We start from the raw sequence: 14,828 nt of genomic DNA, 5'->3' as shown, positions 1-14,828 counted from the left end.
ATTATGTTTTTGCGCCACATCATCGTTTTCAGCTTCATCGCCCTGCTCGCCGGTTGCGCGGGCTTCAGCGCCCGTGAATCGGTCGGGGGACACGGTAACCCGGCCCAATGGCGCGAGCACAAACAACAACTGAGCAGCCTCGACGGCTGGCAGATCAACGGCAAGATCGGTATCCGCGCGCCAAAAGATTCGGGCAGCGGCACCCTGTTCTGGCTGCAACGCCAGGATTACTACGACATCCGCCTCTCCGGCCCACTGGGTCGTGGCGCAGCCCGCTTGACCGGGCGCCCCGGCAAAGTCTCGCTGGAAGTGGCCAATCAGGGCCGTTATGACGCGTCGACCCCGGAAGCCCTGGTCGAAGAACAACTGGGCTGGAAATTGCCGGTGTCCCATCTGGCGTGGTGGGTTCGCGGTCTCCCGGCCCCGGACAGCAAAAGTCGTCTGACCCTGGACGTCGACAGCCGCCTGGCCAATCTTGAACAGGATGGCTGGCAGGTCGAGTACCTCAGTTATGCCGAGCAAAACGGCTATTGGCTGCCCGAGCGGATCAAACTGCACGGCACCGACCTTGATGTCACGCTGGTGATCAAGGACTGGCAACCGCGCAAACTGGGGCAGTGAAGATGACTACCCCACGCCTGACACTGCCCTCGCCCGCCAAACTCAACCTGATGCTGCATATCCTCGGTCGCCGTGAAGACGGTTACCACGAGTTGCAGACGATTTTTCAGTTTCTCGATTACGGCGATGAAATCACCTTCGCCGTTCGCGACGATGGCGTTATTCGATTGCACACCGAATTCGCCGACGTCCCTCACGACAGCAACCTGATCGTCAAAGCCGCGAAAAAACTCCAGGAGCAATCCGGTTGCTCGCTGGGCATCGACATCTGGATCGAAAAAATCCTGCCCATGGGCGGCGGAATCGGTGGCGGCAGTTCGAACGCGGCGACCACGTTGCTGGGCCTCAATCATCTTTGGCAACTGGGCTGGGATGACGACAGGCTGGCCGCGCTGGGCCTGACGCTTGGCGCCGACGTCCCGGTTTTCGTGCGTGGCCACGCGGCTTTCGCCGAGGGCGTGGGGGAGAAACTCACGCCTGTAGAACCCGAGGAACCGTGGTATCTGGTGCTTGTGCCGCAAGTATCTGTAAGTACAGCAGAAATTTTTTCAGATCCGCTGTTGACACGTAACACTCCTCCCATTAAAGTGCGCCCCGTTCCCAAGGGAAACAGTCGAAATGACTGCTTGTCGGTGGTAGCAAGACGTTATCCAGAGGTACGTAACGCCTTGAATTTGCTAGGTAAATTTACCGAAGCAAAACTCACCGGAACTGGAAGTTGTGTGTTTGGGGGCTTCCCAAGCAAAGCTGAAGCTGATAAAGTCTCGGCCCTTCTTACAGAGACCCTTACAGGGTTTGTAGCAAAAGGAAGCAACGTTTCGATGTTGCATCGCAAGCTGCAAAGTCTGCTCTAAAAGGAATCGGGTACTGGGTACTCGTAGCAACAGATACAGGGGCGTCGCCAAGCGGTAAGGCAGCAGGTTTTGATCCTGCCATGCGTTGGTTCGAATCCAGCCGCCCCTGCCATTTTCCTATACTCATCCAGGTTACCCTCAGCCTTCAGGTACTGCGCGTGTCCAAGATGATGGTCTTTACGGGGAACGCTAACCCCGATCTGGCTCGGCGTGTCGTACGTCAGCTGCATATCCCTCTCGGTGACATCTCTGTCGGTAAGTTTTCCGACGGCGAAATTACAGCCGAGATCAATGAAAACGTCCGCGGTAAGGATGTCTTCATTATTCAGCCGACTTGCGCTCCGACCAACGATAACCTGATGGAACTGGTAGTGATGGCTGATGCCTTCCGCCGCTCCTCGGCTACTCGTATCACTGCTGTTATTCCTTACTTTGGTTATGCCCGTCAGGATCGCCGTCCGCGTTCCGCACGTGTGGCTATCAGCGCGAAAGTCGTTGCTGACATGCTTACCGTAGTCGGCATCGACCGTGTTCTCACGGTTGATCTGCATGCTGACCAAATCCAGGGTTTCTTCGATATTCCGGTAGATAACATCTACGGCTCCCCGGTACTGGTGGATGACATTGAAGATCAGCGCTTCGAAAACCTGATGATCGTGTCCCCGGACATTGGCGGCGTCGTGCGTGCACGGGCTGTTGCCAAATCCCTGGGCGTGGATCTCGGGATCATCGACAAACGCCGTGAGAAAGCCAATCACTCTGAAGTGATGCATATCATCGGTGATGTCGAAGGGCGTACCTGTATTCTGGTCGATGACATGGTCGATACCGCCGGCACTCTGTGTCACGCGGCCAAGGCCTTGAAAGAGCATGGCGCTGCCAAGGTTTTCGCCTACTGCACGCACCCTGTGCTGTCGGGTCGGGCGATCGAAAACATTGAAAATTCCGTGCTGGACGAGCTGGTGGTGACGAACACCATCCCGCTGTCCGCTGCAGCACAAGCCTGTGCGCGTATCCGCCAACTGGATATCGCACCGGTAGTTGCCGAGGCGGTCCGCCGCATCAGCAATGAAGAATCGATCAGCGCGATGTTCCGTTAAGGGCCCTGCCCTTTTCATTACATCCTGTTGACGAAAAGCGCCCCGCCCCGGCATTCATGTCGGGGCGGGGCTTTTTTGCCCATATCGCCTTTAGCGCTGGTCGCAAACGCTGGGGCGAATGTGGTTATTTTGGAGATACAACATGAACGATTTTACTCTGAATGCTGAAGTGCGTTCCGACCTGGGGAAAGGTGCGAGCCGCCGCCTGCGTCGTCTCGCAAGCCTGGTTCCAGCTGTAGTTTACGGTGGCGAAAAAGCCCCTGAATCCATCAGCATGCTGGCTAAAGAAGTTGCCAAACTGCTCGAAAACGAAGCGGCTTACAGCCACATCATCGAGCTGAACGTTGGCGGCACCAAGCAAAACGTAATCATCAAGGCTCTGCAGCGTCACCCGGCCAAAGGCCACGTGATGCACGCTGACTTCGTACGCGTAGTTGCTGGCCAAAAGCTGACCGCTATCGTTCCAGTGCACTTCATCAACGAAGCTGCTCCGGTGAAGAAAGGCGGCGAGATTTCGCACGTTGTTGCTGAAATCGAAGTGTCCTGCCTGCCAAAAGACCTGCCTGAATTCATCGAAGTTGACCTGGCTAACGCCGAAGTCGGCTCGATCATTCACCTGTCCGACATCAGCGCTCCTAAAGGCGTTGAATTTGTTGCTCTGGCTCACGGTAACGACCTGGCTGTTGCCAACGTTCACGCTCCACGTGTTGCTCCAGAAGCTGCAGAAGGCGCTGCAGAGTAAATTCACTCTGTACGCCGGAGTGACCGGTAACATCGCGGACTAGAGCGTAGCGAGAAAGCGGGCGAGAACGCGGAGTTTACATAATGGTAAATGAGCACTTGTCGTCCACTTTCGCCGCACTCCCTGATGGCGGCGATGTTATCCACCACTTCAAGGAAGGGCCCCTATCGTGACTGCCATCAAACTGATCGTTGGCCTGGGAAATCCAGGCGCTGAATACGAACAGACCCGGCATAACGCAGGGGCCCTTTTTGTTGAGCGCATCGCGCAGGCACAGGGTGTCAATCTTGTGGCCGATCGCAAATATTTCGGCCTGACCGGGCGCTATTCGCATCAGGGTCAGGATGTTCGTCTACTGATTCCCACCACCTACATGAACCGCAGCGGCCAGGCCGTAGCGGCACTTGCCGGCTTCTTTCGCATTACGCCTGAAGAGATTCTGGTGGCGCATGACGAACTCGACCTGCCTCCGGGCGTTGCCAAGCTCAAACAGGGCGGCGGCCATGGCGGTCATAACGGGTTGCGCGACATCATTGCGCAACTGGGCAATCAGAATACCTTTCACCGCCTGCGGCTTGGCATTGGCCACCCGGGCGTTGCCAGTATGGTTTCAAACTTCGTCCTGGGTCGTGCGCCACGCGCCGAACAGGAAAAACTCGATGCCAGCATCGACTTTGCCCTCGGCGTGCTGCCGGATATCCTCGCCGGGGAATGGAACCGCGCGATGAAAAACCTGCACAGCCAGAAGGCCTGACTCTTACCCGAGGGGAAACACCATGGGATTCAATTGCGGCATCGTCGGCCTGCCTAACGTCGGCAAGTCCACCCTGTTCAACGCCCTGACCAAATCCGGTATCGCGGCCGAGAACTTCCCCTTCTGCACCATCGAGCCCAACAGCGGTATCGTGCCGATGCCGGATCCGCGCCTGGAAGCCTTGGCGGCCATCGTCAAGCCCAAGCGTATCCTGCCGACCACCATGGAATTCGTCGATATCGCAGGCCTGGTGGCCGGCGCCTCGAAAGGTGAAGGCCTGGGCAACAAGTTCCTCGCCAACATCCGCGAGACCGATGCCATCGCCCACGTGGTCCGCTGCTTCGAAGACGAGAACGTGATTCACGTCTCCAACAGCGTCGACCCGAAACGCGACATCGAGATCATCGACCTGGAACTGATCTTTGCCGACCTCGACAGCTGCGAGAAGCAACTGCAGAAAGTCGCTCGTAACGCCAAGGGCGGTGACAAGGATGCAGTGGTCCAGAAAGGCCTGCTTGAGCAGCTGATCGCTCACTTCACCCTGGGCAAGCCTGCGCGCAGCCTGATGAAGAACATGAGCACCGACGAGAAGCAGGTGATTCGCGGTTTCCACCTGCTGACCACCAAGCCGGTCATGTACATCGCCAACGTCGCTGAAGACGGTTTCGAGAACAACCCGCTGCTGGACGTGGTCAAGGCCATCGCCGAAGAAGAAGGCGCCGTGGTGGTTCCGGTCTGCAACAAGATCGAAGCCGAGATCGCCGAACTGGAAGACGGCGAAGAGAAAGACATGTTCCTCGAAGCCCTGGGCCTCGAAGAGCCTGGCCTGAACCGCGTAATCCGCGCCGGCTACGAAATGCTGCACCTGCAGACCTACTTCACCGCCGGTGTCGAAGAAGTCCGTGCCTGGACCGTCCGCGTCGGTGCTACCGCACCGCAAGCCGCCGGCGTGATCCACACCGACTTCGAAAAAGGCTTCATCCGCGCCGAAGTTATCGCCTATGACGACTTCATCCAGTACAAAGGCGAAGCCGGCACCAAAGAAGCCGGTAAATGGCGCCTGGAAGGCAAGGACTACATCGTTAAAGACGGCGACGTGATGCACTTCCGTTTCAACGTGTAAAGAGGAACCGTGGTTTTCCACGGACCTCGATAGACACAAAATCCCCGTAATCACTCGCTGATACGGGGATTTTGCTTTTTGGGATCCTGGTAGCGCGCAACCCTCTTACATGTGCTCTGCTAGATTGAAAACGGCTCATCCGTGATCTGGAGAACCGTCATGCTGGAGAAATTTGAACGCTATCCACTCATGTTCGGCCCTACGCCGATCGAGAAACTGAATCGCCTATCGGCGTGTCTCGGGGGCAATATCGAGCTCTATGCCAAACGAGAGGATTGCAACTCCGGGCTTGCGTTTGGCGGTAACAAGATCCGAAAGCTGGAATACATCATTCCCGATGCCAGTGCCTCGCAGGCGGATACGCTGGTGTCCAGTCAAACCACACGCGCCAGGTCGCGGCTGTCGCTGCCAAACTCGGCATGAAGTGCAGTCTCGTTCAAGAAAGCTGGGTTCCATTCCCGGATGCGGTCTACGACCGGGTTGGGAATATCCTGATGAGCCGCGTGCTGGGAGCGGAAATTGACGAAACGGCTGAATATTTTGAGGATCCTGAAACAGGTATAAACCTCATTCAGTACGCGACATCTTTTTTCGTGGATAAAACCAGCACAACAAAGGCTACGGCGGCTCCTTTATCAGGAACCGCCACCGCGATGTTCACACTCGGTACTTACTCCGATTGAAGAACATCGAAGACCCCGCCCCCACTACCGCGATTGCAAAGATCCCGACATCAATGCTGCCAATGTAGGGTGGCAGCACAAACATCACGCCAAAGCCCAGACCGACCAGAGCAATACCGAGCCATTTCCTGAGTACGTAGCTCCTTACGCAAGTGTACAGCAGCACCATCCCCACACAGGCCAACGCATACTGACTGTAGAGATTCATGGGCCTATGTTCCTTGGGACTTGATGATCATGGAAGACACCGAGCGCTGCGGTCCGATGCCGCCGCTGACTTGAGCGTCCAGACTGACGATGATATCGCCAGCGTGATAGGTCGGTAGCTTGCTCTTCACCAACTCTCGGCCAAAATAGCCGGCCGCTGGCCCGACAGCGATGCCAATAACCGGTACTTTAGAGCCAGCCGCCATAAAGATCCCGGCGGTAACGTTGGCAATACTCATGCGCTGGTCGTTAAGCAGGTCACCCTGCTTGCGGGTCAGCGGGCTGGAGATACCTACCATCATTTCGCAGGGCAGGTCCTTGGCGAGCATCTTGTCATACAGCTCGACCAGCAAACTGCTGACCTCAAAATGGGCCGATTTCGCCTCCCCGAAATGGAGCGTCCTGAGGCCACTCCGGTCACTGGGGGTGATGCTGAAACGGGTGACGCTGAAGACAATGCCGTGATTGGCAATAAATTGATTCCTGTCAAACTCCACTGCTCGCGTCCTTATCGAGTCCAGAAAGGCGCGAAGTGTCCACCAGGATAGTGATTTGCGCAAATTGCAATCACGGCTGCAGGTGCCCGCAGGCGCTCCGGGTCAGACTTTTTTGGTCCGTGGCAGAAAGATCGCCAACACCCCAAACAGCGGCAAGAACGAACACAGGAAGTACACATACTCGATGCCGCGAATATCCGCCAAATGCCCGAGCAACGCCGCGCCAATCCCGCCGAAGCCGAACATCAAGCCGAAGAACACTCCCGCAATCATCCCGACATTTCCCGGCACCAGCTCTTGCGCATACACCACGATAGCGGAGAACGCCGAGGCCAGAATGAAACCGATCACCACGCTCAACACACTGGTCCAGAACAGGTCCACATGGGGCAGCAGCAGCGTGAACGGCGCCACACCGAGGATCGAGAACCAGATCACCGCCTTGCGCCCGATCCTGTCGCCGATCGGCCCGCCGAAGAAGGTCCCTGCCGCTACCGCGCCGAGAAACAGGAACAGATGCAACTGCGAGCTGGCCACCGACAGGTCGAACTTCTCGATCAGGTAGAACGTGAAGTAACTGGTGAGACTGGCCATGTAGAAATACTTGGAGAACACCAGCAACCCCAGCACCACCAACGCACTGATCACCCGGCCTTTTGATAAACCGTGCGTCGCTGCCTGACCTTGTTTGAGTTTGAACAGGTTCAAGTGATTGGCGTACCAGCGGCTGATCCGGTACAGCACGAACAACGCAAACAGCGCGAACAAGCCGAACCAGGCCACATTGCCCTGACCATAGGGAATGATGATCGCTGCCGCCAACAACGGCCCGAAGGCCGAGCCCGCATTACCGCCGACCTGAAACGTCGATTGCGCCAGCCCGAAACGCCCACCCGAGGCCAGTCGCGCGACGCGAGAAGCTTCCGGGTGAAAGGTCGACGAGCCGATGCCGATCAACCCTGCCGCCAGCAGGATCATCGGGAAGCTGCCGACCACCGACATCATCAAAATGCCGATCAATGTGCAAACGGTGCCGGCCGGCAACAGCCAGGGCTTGGGATGGCGATCGGTGTGGTAACCAACCCACGGCTGCAACAGCGAGGCCGTCAGTTGAAAAGTCAGGGTAATCAGGCCGACCTGAGTGAAAGTCAGGCCATAGTTGGCCTTGAGCATCGGATAGATCGACGGCAACACCGCCTGAATCAAGTCGTTGATCAAATGCGCCAGCGCCACTGCGCCGATGATGCGCATGACCAGCGGACTGCTTTGTGAAGGAGCGGGCGCCGATGTCACGGCGGACTGGACGTTGCTGATGGCCATGGGAGTTTCCGTACTGCGGATGGGTGCGCACTGGCAGGTCGGTCAATGTGCCATTTTTCGGTGCAGTCACGCCATCCCCTTAGCTTGCTAACGACCTCAAAAAGGTGATAGCGCAAAGCCATGGTCTGAATCTTGCCTTGCTTATCCGCTTCAACGCGGCCCCTTACAAAGGGGACCGAGAATGGGAAGTTTCGCTACAGAGTCGGCCTACAGAGCGGACCAAGGTGAACTTTCGAGGCCTTTTAGAAGGACATCAGTCGCGGTCGCAATGGCCTCGACGCACGCCAATGGTGCGTGGTGTCCAGAGGAGTCATGGGGCATGCAGGCTTTTTTATCACCGGGGATCGGGCTGCTGGGGCGTTTCGGCTTCGCGCGCAAATTTCAGCTGCTGTTTCTGCTGTTTATCCTGCCGCTGGCAGGCAGCTTGTGGATGATCGGCCAAGACTATCGTGACAAGTTGAACCTGATCTCCGGCGAACGCGCCGGGGTCCGGCAATTGATAGCCCTGGATGCGCTCGACAACTTGCTCTCCGCCCAGCGTGACCGCGCCGCGCGCTGGCGCGCCACCGAAACCAATCGCCAGCCGACGCCAGCAACCATCGCGGCGATGGCAGCGTTCGACACGGTTCAGCCGGCCGTGGCCCAAGCAATCACAGACTTGGGCAATGCCTTGAAAACCGAAGGCGCCGAGGGCGAGACCCTCACCCGCTATCAAGCCCTGCAAAGCGCCCTCACCGGCCTGGATTCGAAAAGCCTGAGCAGCGTTGGATGGTGGCCGGACGGCTACGATCGCTTTACCAATGCCTTGAGCGCCCTGCAAGCCTTGCGCGAACAAATCGCCATGGACAATCGCCTGACCCTCGCGCCATGGCTGGAAACTTATCTGCTGACGCAGATCTCCACTCAACACGCACCGGACCTGATCGAACGGGTCGGTCGCCTCGCCGCGGTTGGTCAAGCTTCGGTGGTGTCCGGGCAGTTCACTCTGCAAAGCCGTCTGCAATTGCGTGACTTGCGCAGCCGCATCGGCGATGCTCGGGAACAGCTGGTGAAAACTGGTGGCCTGCTGGAAGCGCGCCTGCCCAGTGCCCTGCAAACCTGGGCCGGGCAGTACCATGACAGCCTCAAGCAGCTGGATACCGGCTTGAAAGTGCTGGACGACGGCGTCTTCGGTGGCAGCATCAACCTCAAGCCCGAAGACTTCGAACGCAGTCTCGACGCCCTCCTCGGTAACCTTGCCTCGCTGCGCCAGCAATCGTTGGTTTCTCTGGATCAACGGCTGGATTATTACCACGGCTCGGCCATCCGCCAGTTCATCCTGGTGGCGACAATTTTTGGCTGCCTGCTGCTGGCCGCGCTGTACCTGTTCATCTGTCTACAGGCCTCGATCCGTCGCAGCGCCAGCGGCATCACACTGTTGGCCGAAGCACTGCGCGACGGCAACCTGAGCCTGCAAGTACCAGTACAGGGCCGCGACGAATTGGCAGCGATCAGCACCTCGCTTAACGTCGCGGTGGTACAACTGCGCAACAGTTTGTTGGGGGTCGATCACGAAACCCTGCAGTTGAGCAACGCGGTGCGCACGCTCAACGATCACTCCAGCGGTGCCCTTGGCGAAGTCGAAGCCCAGCAGTTGCAAATCAGCCAGATCGCCGCTGCGGCCACGCAATTGGCCGCCACCTCACAAGGGGTCGCCCAGAGTTGCGAACAGGCGTCTGGCAGCGCTCAGCACACCCAGCGCATCGCCGCCGACAGCAGCCGCGACAGTCAACGCACGACAGCGAGTATTCAGCAGCTCAATCAGCGGTTGAACGAAACGGCGGCGGCACTGGGTCGGGTCAGCGAGCAAGGACAGCAGATTCAATTGGTGGTCGATACCATTCGCGGCGTGGCCGAGCAGACCAACCTGCTGGCCCTCAACGCCGCCATCGAGGCCGCACGGGCTGGCGAGCAAGGTCGCGGCTTTGCGGTGGTGGCCGATGAAGTGCGCAGCCTGTCGCAACGCACCCAGTCCTCCACCGCGCAGATCGCCGGCACCGTCGACAGCCTGCGCAGCACCGTGAACGAAGCGGTAAGCCTGATGGAAGCCGCCTGCGGCCAGGCGCAATCGGATGCGCAAGCCGTCACCGGTCTTGGCGAACGCCTGGGGGAAATCGCCAGCGCGGTGCAAAGCGTCACCGACACCCTGGCACAAATCGCCACTGCCGTTGAAGAGCAAGCGAGTACCGCCGATGAAGTCAGCGGCAACATCCAGCAAGTCGATCAGGCGGCGGTACGCTTGCTCGAAGGCGCGCGGGCGGTGAACCTCGCCGCGGACACCTTGAGCCAGGGCAGCAAGGCCTTGAGTGCGAATACCGGGAGATTTCAGCTCGGTTGATGCCCTCCGCTGACCCGATTTTTCGGGTCAGCGGGATAAGCGGTTGAAAGTGTGGAGAAATATTTTAGATTTACGCTTGACGCATCGTCGTTCCAGGTGAATAATGCGCGCCACTTGGCTACATAGCTCAGTTGGTTAGAGCATAGCATTCATAATGCTGGGGTCCGGGGTTCAAGTCCCTGTGTAGCCACCAAGTACTAAAAACGGCTTACCGAAAGGTAGGCCGTTTTTTTATGCCTCGAGAAAAGTGGCGGAATTTGCGTAGCACTCCTTCGACCGATAAAGTCCCCGGACCTTTTATCCCATGGACGGAGTGCCTCGCGTGTTCTCAGCCTTCCACTTGAACCGCTATCGCCTGTCAGCCTTTTCGCTGATCGCCACCGCTTTAACCCTCGCCGCGTGTAACGCCCCGCCCTCTTCGCCTTCGGTCTCGACCTTACCGGCTGCGCCGGAAATCACCTCTGGTTATCGCACCGACCTGCAGACGCGGCACGCCTCCAGACACATGGCCGCAGCCGCCAACCCGTTGGCGGCCGAAGCCGGGCGGGAGATGCTACGCGAGGGTGGCTCGGCGATTGATGCGGTCATTGCCATGCAAGCGGTGTTGACGCTGGTCGAACCGCAATCGTCGGGTATCGGCGGTGGCGCATTGATTGTGCTGTGGGATGGCAAGGCCGTGCGCACCTACGACGGTCGCGAAACCGCACCGGCTGGCGCCACCGAGAAACTGTTCCTGCAAGCCGACGGCAAACCGATGCCTTTCACCCAGGCGCAGATCGGCGGGCGCTCGGTGGGTACGCCGGGTGTGTTGCGGGCGTTGGAGCTGGCCCATCAAAAGCACGGTCGGCTGCCGTGGGCGAGGTTGTTCGAACCCGCCATCAAACTCGCCGAGCAAGGTTTCGCCATCTCGCCACGCCTGCATCAGTTGATCGCGGCCGACGCGTTTATCCAGCGCTCACCGGACATGGCCGCCTACTTTCTGACTGCCGATGGCCATCCGAAAGCCGTCGGTACACAGCTGAAAAACCCGGCACTCGCCGCAGTGTTCAAGCGCATCGCCAAGGAAGGTCCCGACGCGCTATACACAGGCACCATCGCAAAAGAGATCGTCGCCAAGGTTCAGGGCCATACCAACCCCGGCAGCCTGTCGCTGAGCGATCTCCAGGGCTACCAGGCCAAGGAACGCGCGCCGCTGTGCACCGACTACAAACGCTGGCAAGTGTGCGGCATGCCGCCGCCGTCATCGGGCGGAATCGCCGTGGCGCAAATCCTCGGCACCTTGCAGGCCCTGGAAACCCGCGACCCACGCTTTGCCCTGGCACCACTCAAACCGGTCAAGACCAGCAAACCAGCGGGCATAGAGCCAGCCCCTGAAGCCGTGCACCTGATCGCCGAAGCCGAGCGCCTGGCTTATGCCGATCGCGCGCAGTACGTCGCTGACACCGACTTCGTACCCGTGCCGGTCAAAGGATTGGTCGACCCGACTTATCTGGCGACACGCGCGACCTTGATTGGCGAGCGCAGCATGGGTCAGGCCAAACCCGGCACCCCGCCGGGTATTCAGGTCGCCTACGCACCGGACCGCTCGCCGCTGCGCATCTCCACCTCGCAGGTGGTGGCGGTCGACGACGAGGGCGATGCCGTGTCCATGACCACCACCGTGGAAGCGGCATTCGGCTCACACTTGATGGTCCAGGGTTTTCTGCTCAACAACCAGATGACCGACTTTTCGTTCATCCCCGAAGAGCAAGGGCAAAAAGTCGCCAACCGCGTCGAACCCGGCAAACGCCCGCGCTCGTCCATGGCACCAACACTGATCTTCGACCGCCAGAGCGGTGAGTTCCTGGCCACCGTCGGCTCGCCCGGCGGCTCGCAGATCATCGAGTATGTGGCCAAATCCACTATTGGCCTGCTCGACTGGAGCCTGGACCCGCAAGCTGCCATCAACCTGCCCAACTTCGGCAGCCGCAACGGCCCGACCGAACTGGAACAAGGTCAATTCAGCCCGGCACTGATTCAGGCGCTGAAGGACAAGGGGCACAGCGTGAGCGAGATCGACATGACCAGCGGAACTCAGGCGATTGTTCGGGTCAAGGATGCGCAGGGAAAAGCGGCATTGGCCGGCGGGGCTGATCCGCGGCGCGAGGGGGAAGCATTGGGGGATTGAGTCGTACGCAGGAACGAGGAAAGGCTTACTGAGAGGTAGGCCTTTTTTGATTGGAGAAGAATCCTGATCAAGTGTCACGCGTAGCCTTTTCCTACCCTCAAATTGCTACCTCTTGGATAGAGTGTGGAAACCGTTTTTATCTCGAAAACCATGTTAACCCACCTCATCAAATCAGCTATCGGCAGTGCCTGTTTGCGGGAGTCGGATTTACTCCCCACATGTCGGCTACTCCGCCACATACTTGTACAAGTCCCACTACGGGACTAGGATCACTCCATGAGAATTATCGCCATCAGTCACCTGAAAAGTTTTTGGGAGAGATACCCGGATTCAGAACAACCTTTTCTGGCCTGGATTGACGAAGCAAGGAAAGCGGACTGGAAGACGCCTGCTGACATCAAGGCACACTTTGCCACCACCAGCATTCTCAAAAGCCGCAGAGTCGTGTTCAACATCAAGGGCAATGACTTTCGGTTAGTAGTCGCGGTGGCCTATCGTTTCGGCGCCGTATACATAAAATTTGTCGGCACCCACAAGCAATACGATGGGATCGACGCTGATACCATCGAAATGGAATAACCCATGAACATTCATCCGATTCACACCGACGAGGACTACCGTGTAGCCCTCAAAAACGTATCGGCACTATTCGACAATGAGCCTGAGCCGGGAACCCCCGAAGGCGATTACTTCGACATCATGATTACCCTCATCGAGGCCTATGAATCGAAGCAGTTTCCGGTCGACCTACCCACTCCGATCGACGCGATCAAATTTCGTATGGAGCAGTCCGGCCTGTCCCCCGCTGATCTGGCACCAGCCATTGGCCGGACAAACCGGGTTTATGAAGTACTCAACGGTAAGCGTGCGTTGACGCTTCCGATGATCTGGAAGCTTCATGATCTATTTGGGATACCAGCCGAAAGTCTGATAAAGCCGGTGAAGCAGGCCTGAACTTTTTAGGGTTACGACACCGGATTCAGGGCATCAAGTCGATAGTTGGTTGGCAAACTGCCCGACTGCGTTCACCACTTTCTGCGCACCGTCCTGGATCTCGACGATCACCGTGCCCGCCTCCGCCGCCAGCGCCAGACCTTGTTCAGCCTGGAGCTTGCCGTCAGTCATCAGGGCCACGGCGTTGCGCGCCATGTCCTGGTTCTGACGCACGACGCCGACAATTTCATCGGTCGCCTGACTGGTGCGCGAGGCCAATTGCCGGACTTCGTCCGCCACCACGGCAAACCCACGTCCCTGCTCACCGGCACGAGCCGCTTCGATGGCCGCGTTGAGCGCCAGCAGGTTGGTCTGCTCGGCGATGCCGCTGATGGTTTTGACGATGGTGCCGATCACCAGCGATTGCTCGTTCAGTGCTTCGATACCTTCGCCAGCGGTTTGCATGTGTTTGGCCAGGTCACGCATCACGTCTACAGCTTGGGTCACCACGGCAGTTCCGCGCTGCGCACTCTGGTCGGTTTGCTGAGAAGTGCTGTAGGCAATGTTGGCCGCCTCGGCGACAGCCTGCTCCTGATTGACCTGATCGGTAATCACCGTGGCGAACTTCACCACTTTGTAGAGTTTGTTGTTGGCATCGACCACCGGGTTGTAGGAAGCCTCCAGCCAGACCACGCGACCGTGGCTATCGACACGCTTGAAACGATCAGCGACGAACTCGCCAGCGTTCAGACGGCGCCAGAAGTTCTGATACTCGGCGCTGTTGTATTCCTCTGGCTCACAGAAGATGCGGTGATGTTTACCCTGGATCTGCGCCAGGCTGTAACCCATGCCACTGAGGAAACGCTCGTTGGCCATCAGCACGTTGCCATTGAGGTCGAACTCGATCACTGCCGTCGAACGCACCAGCGCGCCAATCAGGTTTTCATGCTCACGGGACGCCTCGATGGTACGGGTCAGGTCGCTGGAGTAAATCGAGAAGTTCTTGATACGGCCGTCCGAGGACCGCACCGGCTGCATGATCGAACGCAACCAGGCTTCGGCACCGTTGCCGCGTAGCAAACGGACCGCGCCGGCAAAGTGCTCGCCACGGGTCAGCGCCGCCTTGAAACGGTTATGGAATTCATCCGATTTCACATGGACCGGAACAAGGTCTTCGATGTGCCGGCCGATCAGATCATTGCTTTTGTAGAGCATCTCACTGACGAAGTTTTGGTTGACCGATTGAATTCGCCCATCGGAGTCGAGGGTCAGGACCAGCATCTCGCTTTCCAGACTCTCCTTGACTTGCAGAAGGCTGGAGAGTTCTTCGCGAAGAGCCGACAGCTCCTGCTTCAAGCGTTTATTGAACATGGGAAGCACCGATGGACAGAGATAAAAAGCGGCTTACAGCCTAGCCATCGGCTTTGCGGGTATTTTCTGAAGAGTGTTG

The 14,828-nt window shown here is 58.2% G+C and carries 13 protein-coding genes, 2 tRNA genes and 3 pseudogenes; 13 read left to right on the top strand and 5 right to left on the bottom strand.

Features of this window, described 5'->3' with window-relative positions; translation table 11 throughout:
- Nucleotides 1-3 precede the first annotated feature (3 nt).
- The 8 genes and pseudogenes from lolB to LOY36_RS04125 form a co-directional block, all read left to right on the top strand.
- Nucleotides 4-621 carry a lipoprotein insertase outer membrane protein LolB gene (gene lolB / locus LOY36_RS04160; protein ID WP_018929569.1) on the top strand — a complete coding sequence of 206 codons (618 nt, stop codon included), beginning with the start codon at nt 4-6 and terminating at the stop codon, nt 619-621.
- Nucleotides 622-623: 2 nt separating this feature from the next.
- Complete coding sequence (gene ispE, locus LOY36_RS04155; RefSeq protein WP_258672371.1) at nt 624-1,475, top strand: 4-(cytidine 5'-diphospho)-2-C-methyl-D-erythritol kinase; 852 nt, start codon at nt 624-626, stop codon at nt 1,473-1,475.
- Nucleotides 1,476-1,512: 37 nt separating this feature from the next.
- Nucleotides 1,513-1,587: transfer RNA gene (locus LOY36_RS04150), tRNA-Gln, on the top strand.
- Nucleotides 1,588-1,633: 46 nt separating this feature from the next.
- Nucleotides 1,634-2,575: a ribose-phosphate pyrophosphokinase gene (locus tag LOY36_RS04145; RefSeq protein WP_003171603.1), complete on the top strand. Its 942-nt coding sequence runs from the start codon at nt 1,634-1,636 to the stop codon at nt 2,573-2,575.
- A gap of 142 nt (nt 2,576-2,717) precedes the next feature.
- On the top strand, nt 2,718-3,317 hold the full coding sequence (locus LOY36_RS04140) for a 50S ribosomal protein L25/general stress protein Ctc (RefSeq protein WP_018929567.1): 600 nt from the start codon (nt 2,718-2,720) through the stop codon (nt 3,315-3,317).
- A 169-nt stretch (nt 3,318-3,486) separates the two neighbouring features.
- Nucleotides 3,487-4,071, top strand: a complete 585-nt coding sequence (gene pth / locus LOY36_RS04135) for an aminoacyl-tRNA hydrolase (protein ID WP_019651146.1) — start codon at nt 3,487-3,489, stop codon at nt 4,069-4,071.
- A gap of 22 nt (nt 4,072-4,093) precedes the next feature.
- Nucleotides 4,094-5,194, top strand: a complete 1,101-nt coding sequence (gene ychF / locus LOY36_RS04130) for a redox-regulated ATPase YchF (protein WP_018929566.1) — start codon at nt 4,094-4,096, stop codon at nt 5,192-5,194.
- A 159-nt stretch (nt 5,195-5,353) separates the two neighbouring features.
- Nucleotides 5,354-5,739, top strand: a pseudogene (locus tag LOY36_RS04125) (pyridoxal-phosphate dependent enzyme); the annotation flags it as partial.
- 112 nt (nt 5,740-5,851) lie between these two features.
- Here the strand turns inward: LOY36_RS04125 and LOY36_RS04115 are convergent.
- From LOY36_RS04115 to LOY36_RS04105, 3 genes are all read right to left on the bottom strand, one after another.
- Nucleotides 5,852-6,085, bottom strand: coding sequence for a hypothetical protein (locus tag LOY36_RS04115; protein ID WP_019651144.1), 234 nt, complete (start codon nt 6,083-6,085; stop codon nt 5,852-5,854).
- 4 nt (nt 6,086-6,089) lie between these two features.
- A complete protein-coding gene (locus LOY36_RS04110; protein WP_258672370.1) occupies nt 6,090-6,581 on the bottom strand; it encodes a hypothetical protein in 492 nt (163 codons plus the stop codon).
- A gap of 102 nt (nt 6,582-6,683) precedes the next feature.
- Entirely contained in the window at nt 6,684-7,901 is a 1,218-nt protein-coding gene (locus tag LOY36_RS04105; protein ID WP_019651142.1) for an MFS transporter, read from the bottom strand.
- A 319-nt stretch (nt 7,902-8,220) separates the two neighbouring features.
- Between LOY36_RS04105 and LOY36_RS04100 the strand changes: the two genes are divergently transcribed.
- The 5 genes from LOY36_RS04100 (at nt 8,221) to LOY36_RS04080 (ending at nt 13,399) form a co-directional block, all read left to right on the top strand.
- Nucleotides 8,221-10,278 carry a methyl-accepting chemotaxis protein gene (locus tag LOY36_RS04100; RefSeq protein WP_019651141.1) on the top strand — a complete coding sequence of 686 codons (2,058 nt, stop codon included), beginning with the start codon at nt 8,221-8,223 and terminating at the stop codon, nt 10,276-10,278.
- A gap of 116 nt (nt 10,279-10,394) precedes the next feature.
- Nucleotides 10,395-10,471, top strand: a tRNA-Met gene (locus LOY36_RS04095).
- 129 nt (nt 10,472-10,600) lie between these two features.
- Nucleotides 10,601-12,445 (top strand): gamma-glutamyltransferase, encoded by a 1,845-nt coding sequence (gene ggt / locus LOY36_RS04090; RefSeq protein WP_258672369.1) that lies wholly within the window; start codon nt 10,601-10,603, stop codon nt 12,443-12,445.
- Nucleotides 12,446-12,721: 276 nt separating this feature from the next.
- A complete protein-coding gene (locus tag LOY36_RS04085; RefSeq protein ID WP_019651139.1) occupies nt 12,722-13,024 on the top strand; it encodes a type II toxin-antitoxin system HigB family toxin in 303 nt (100 codons plus the stop codon).
- A 3-nt stretch (nt 13,025-13,027) separates the two neighbouring features.
- A complete protein-coding gene (locus LOY36_RS04080) occupies nt 13,028-13,399 on the top strand; it encodes a type II toxin-antitoxin system HigA family antitoxin (RefSeq protein WP_026346021.1) in 372 nt (123 codons plus the stop codon).
- A gap of 33 nt (nt 13,400-13,432) precedes the next feature.
- Here LOY36_RS04080 and LOY36_RS29085 read toward each other — a convergent pair.
- Together LOY36_RS29085 and LOY36_RS29080 are read right to left on the bottom strand one after the other, a co-directional pair.
- Nucleotides 13,433-13,870: pseudogene (locus LOY36_RS29085) on the bottom strand (methyl-accepting chemotaxis protein); the annotation flags it as partial.
- Between the two features lie 102 nt (nt 13,871-13,972).
- Nucleotides 13,973-14,659: pseudogene (locus LOY36_RS29080) on the bottom strand (PAS domain-containing protein); the annotation flags it as partial.
- Nucleotides 14,660-14,828: the final 169 nt, after the last annotated feature.

The sequence above is a fragment of the Pseudomonas sp. B21-019 genome (assembly GCF_024749225.1).
GTDB lineage: Bacteria > Pseudomonadota > Gammaproteobacteria > Pseudomonadales > Pseudomonadaceae > Aquipseudomonas.
The sequence above is the reverse complement of the archived record's forward strand: the minus strand, read 5'-3'. Positions and strand labels throughout refer to the sequence as shown.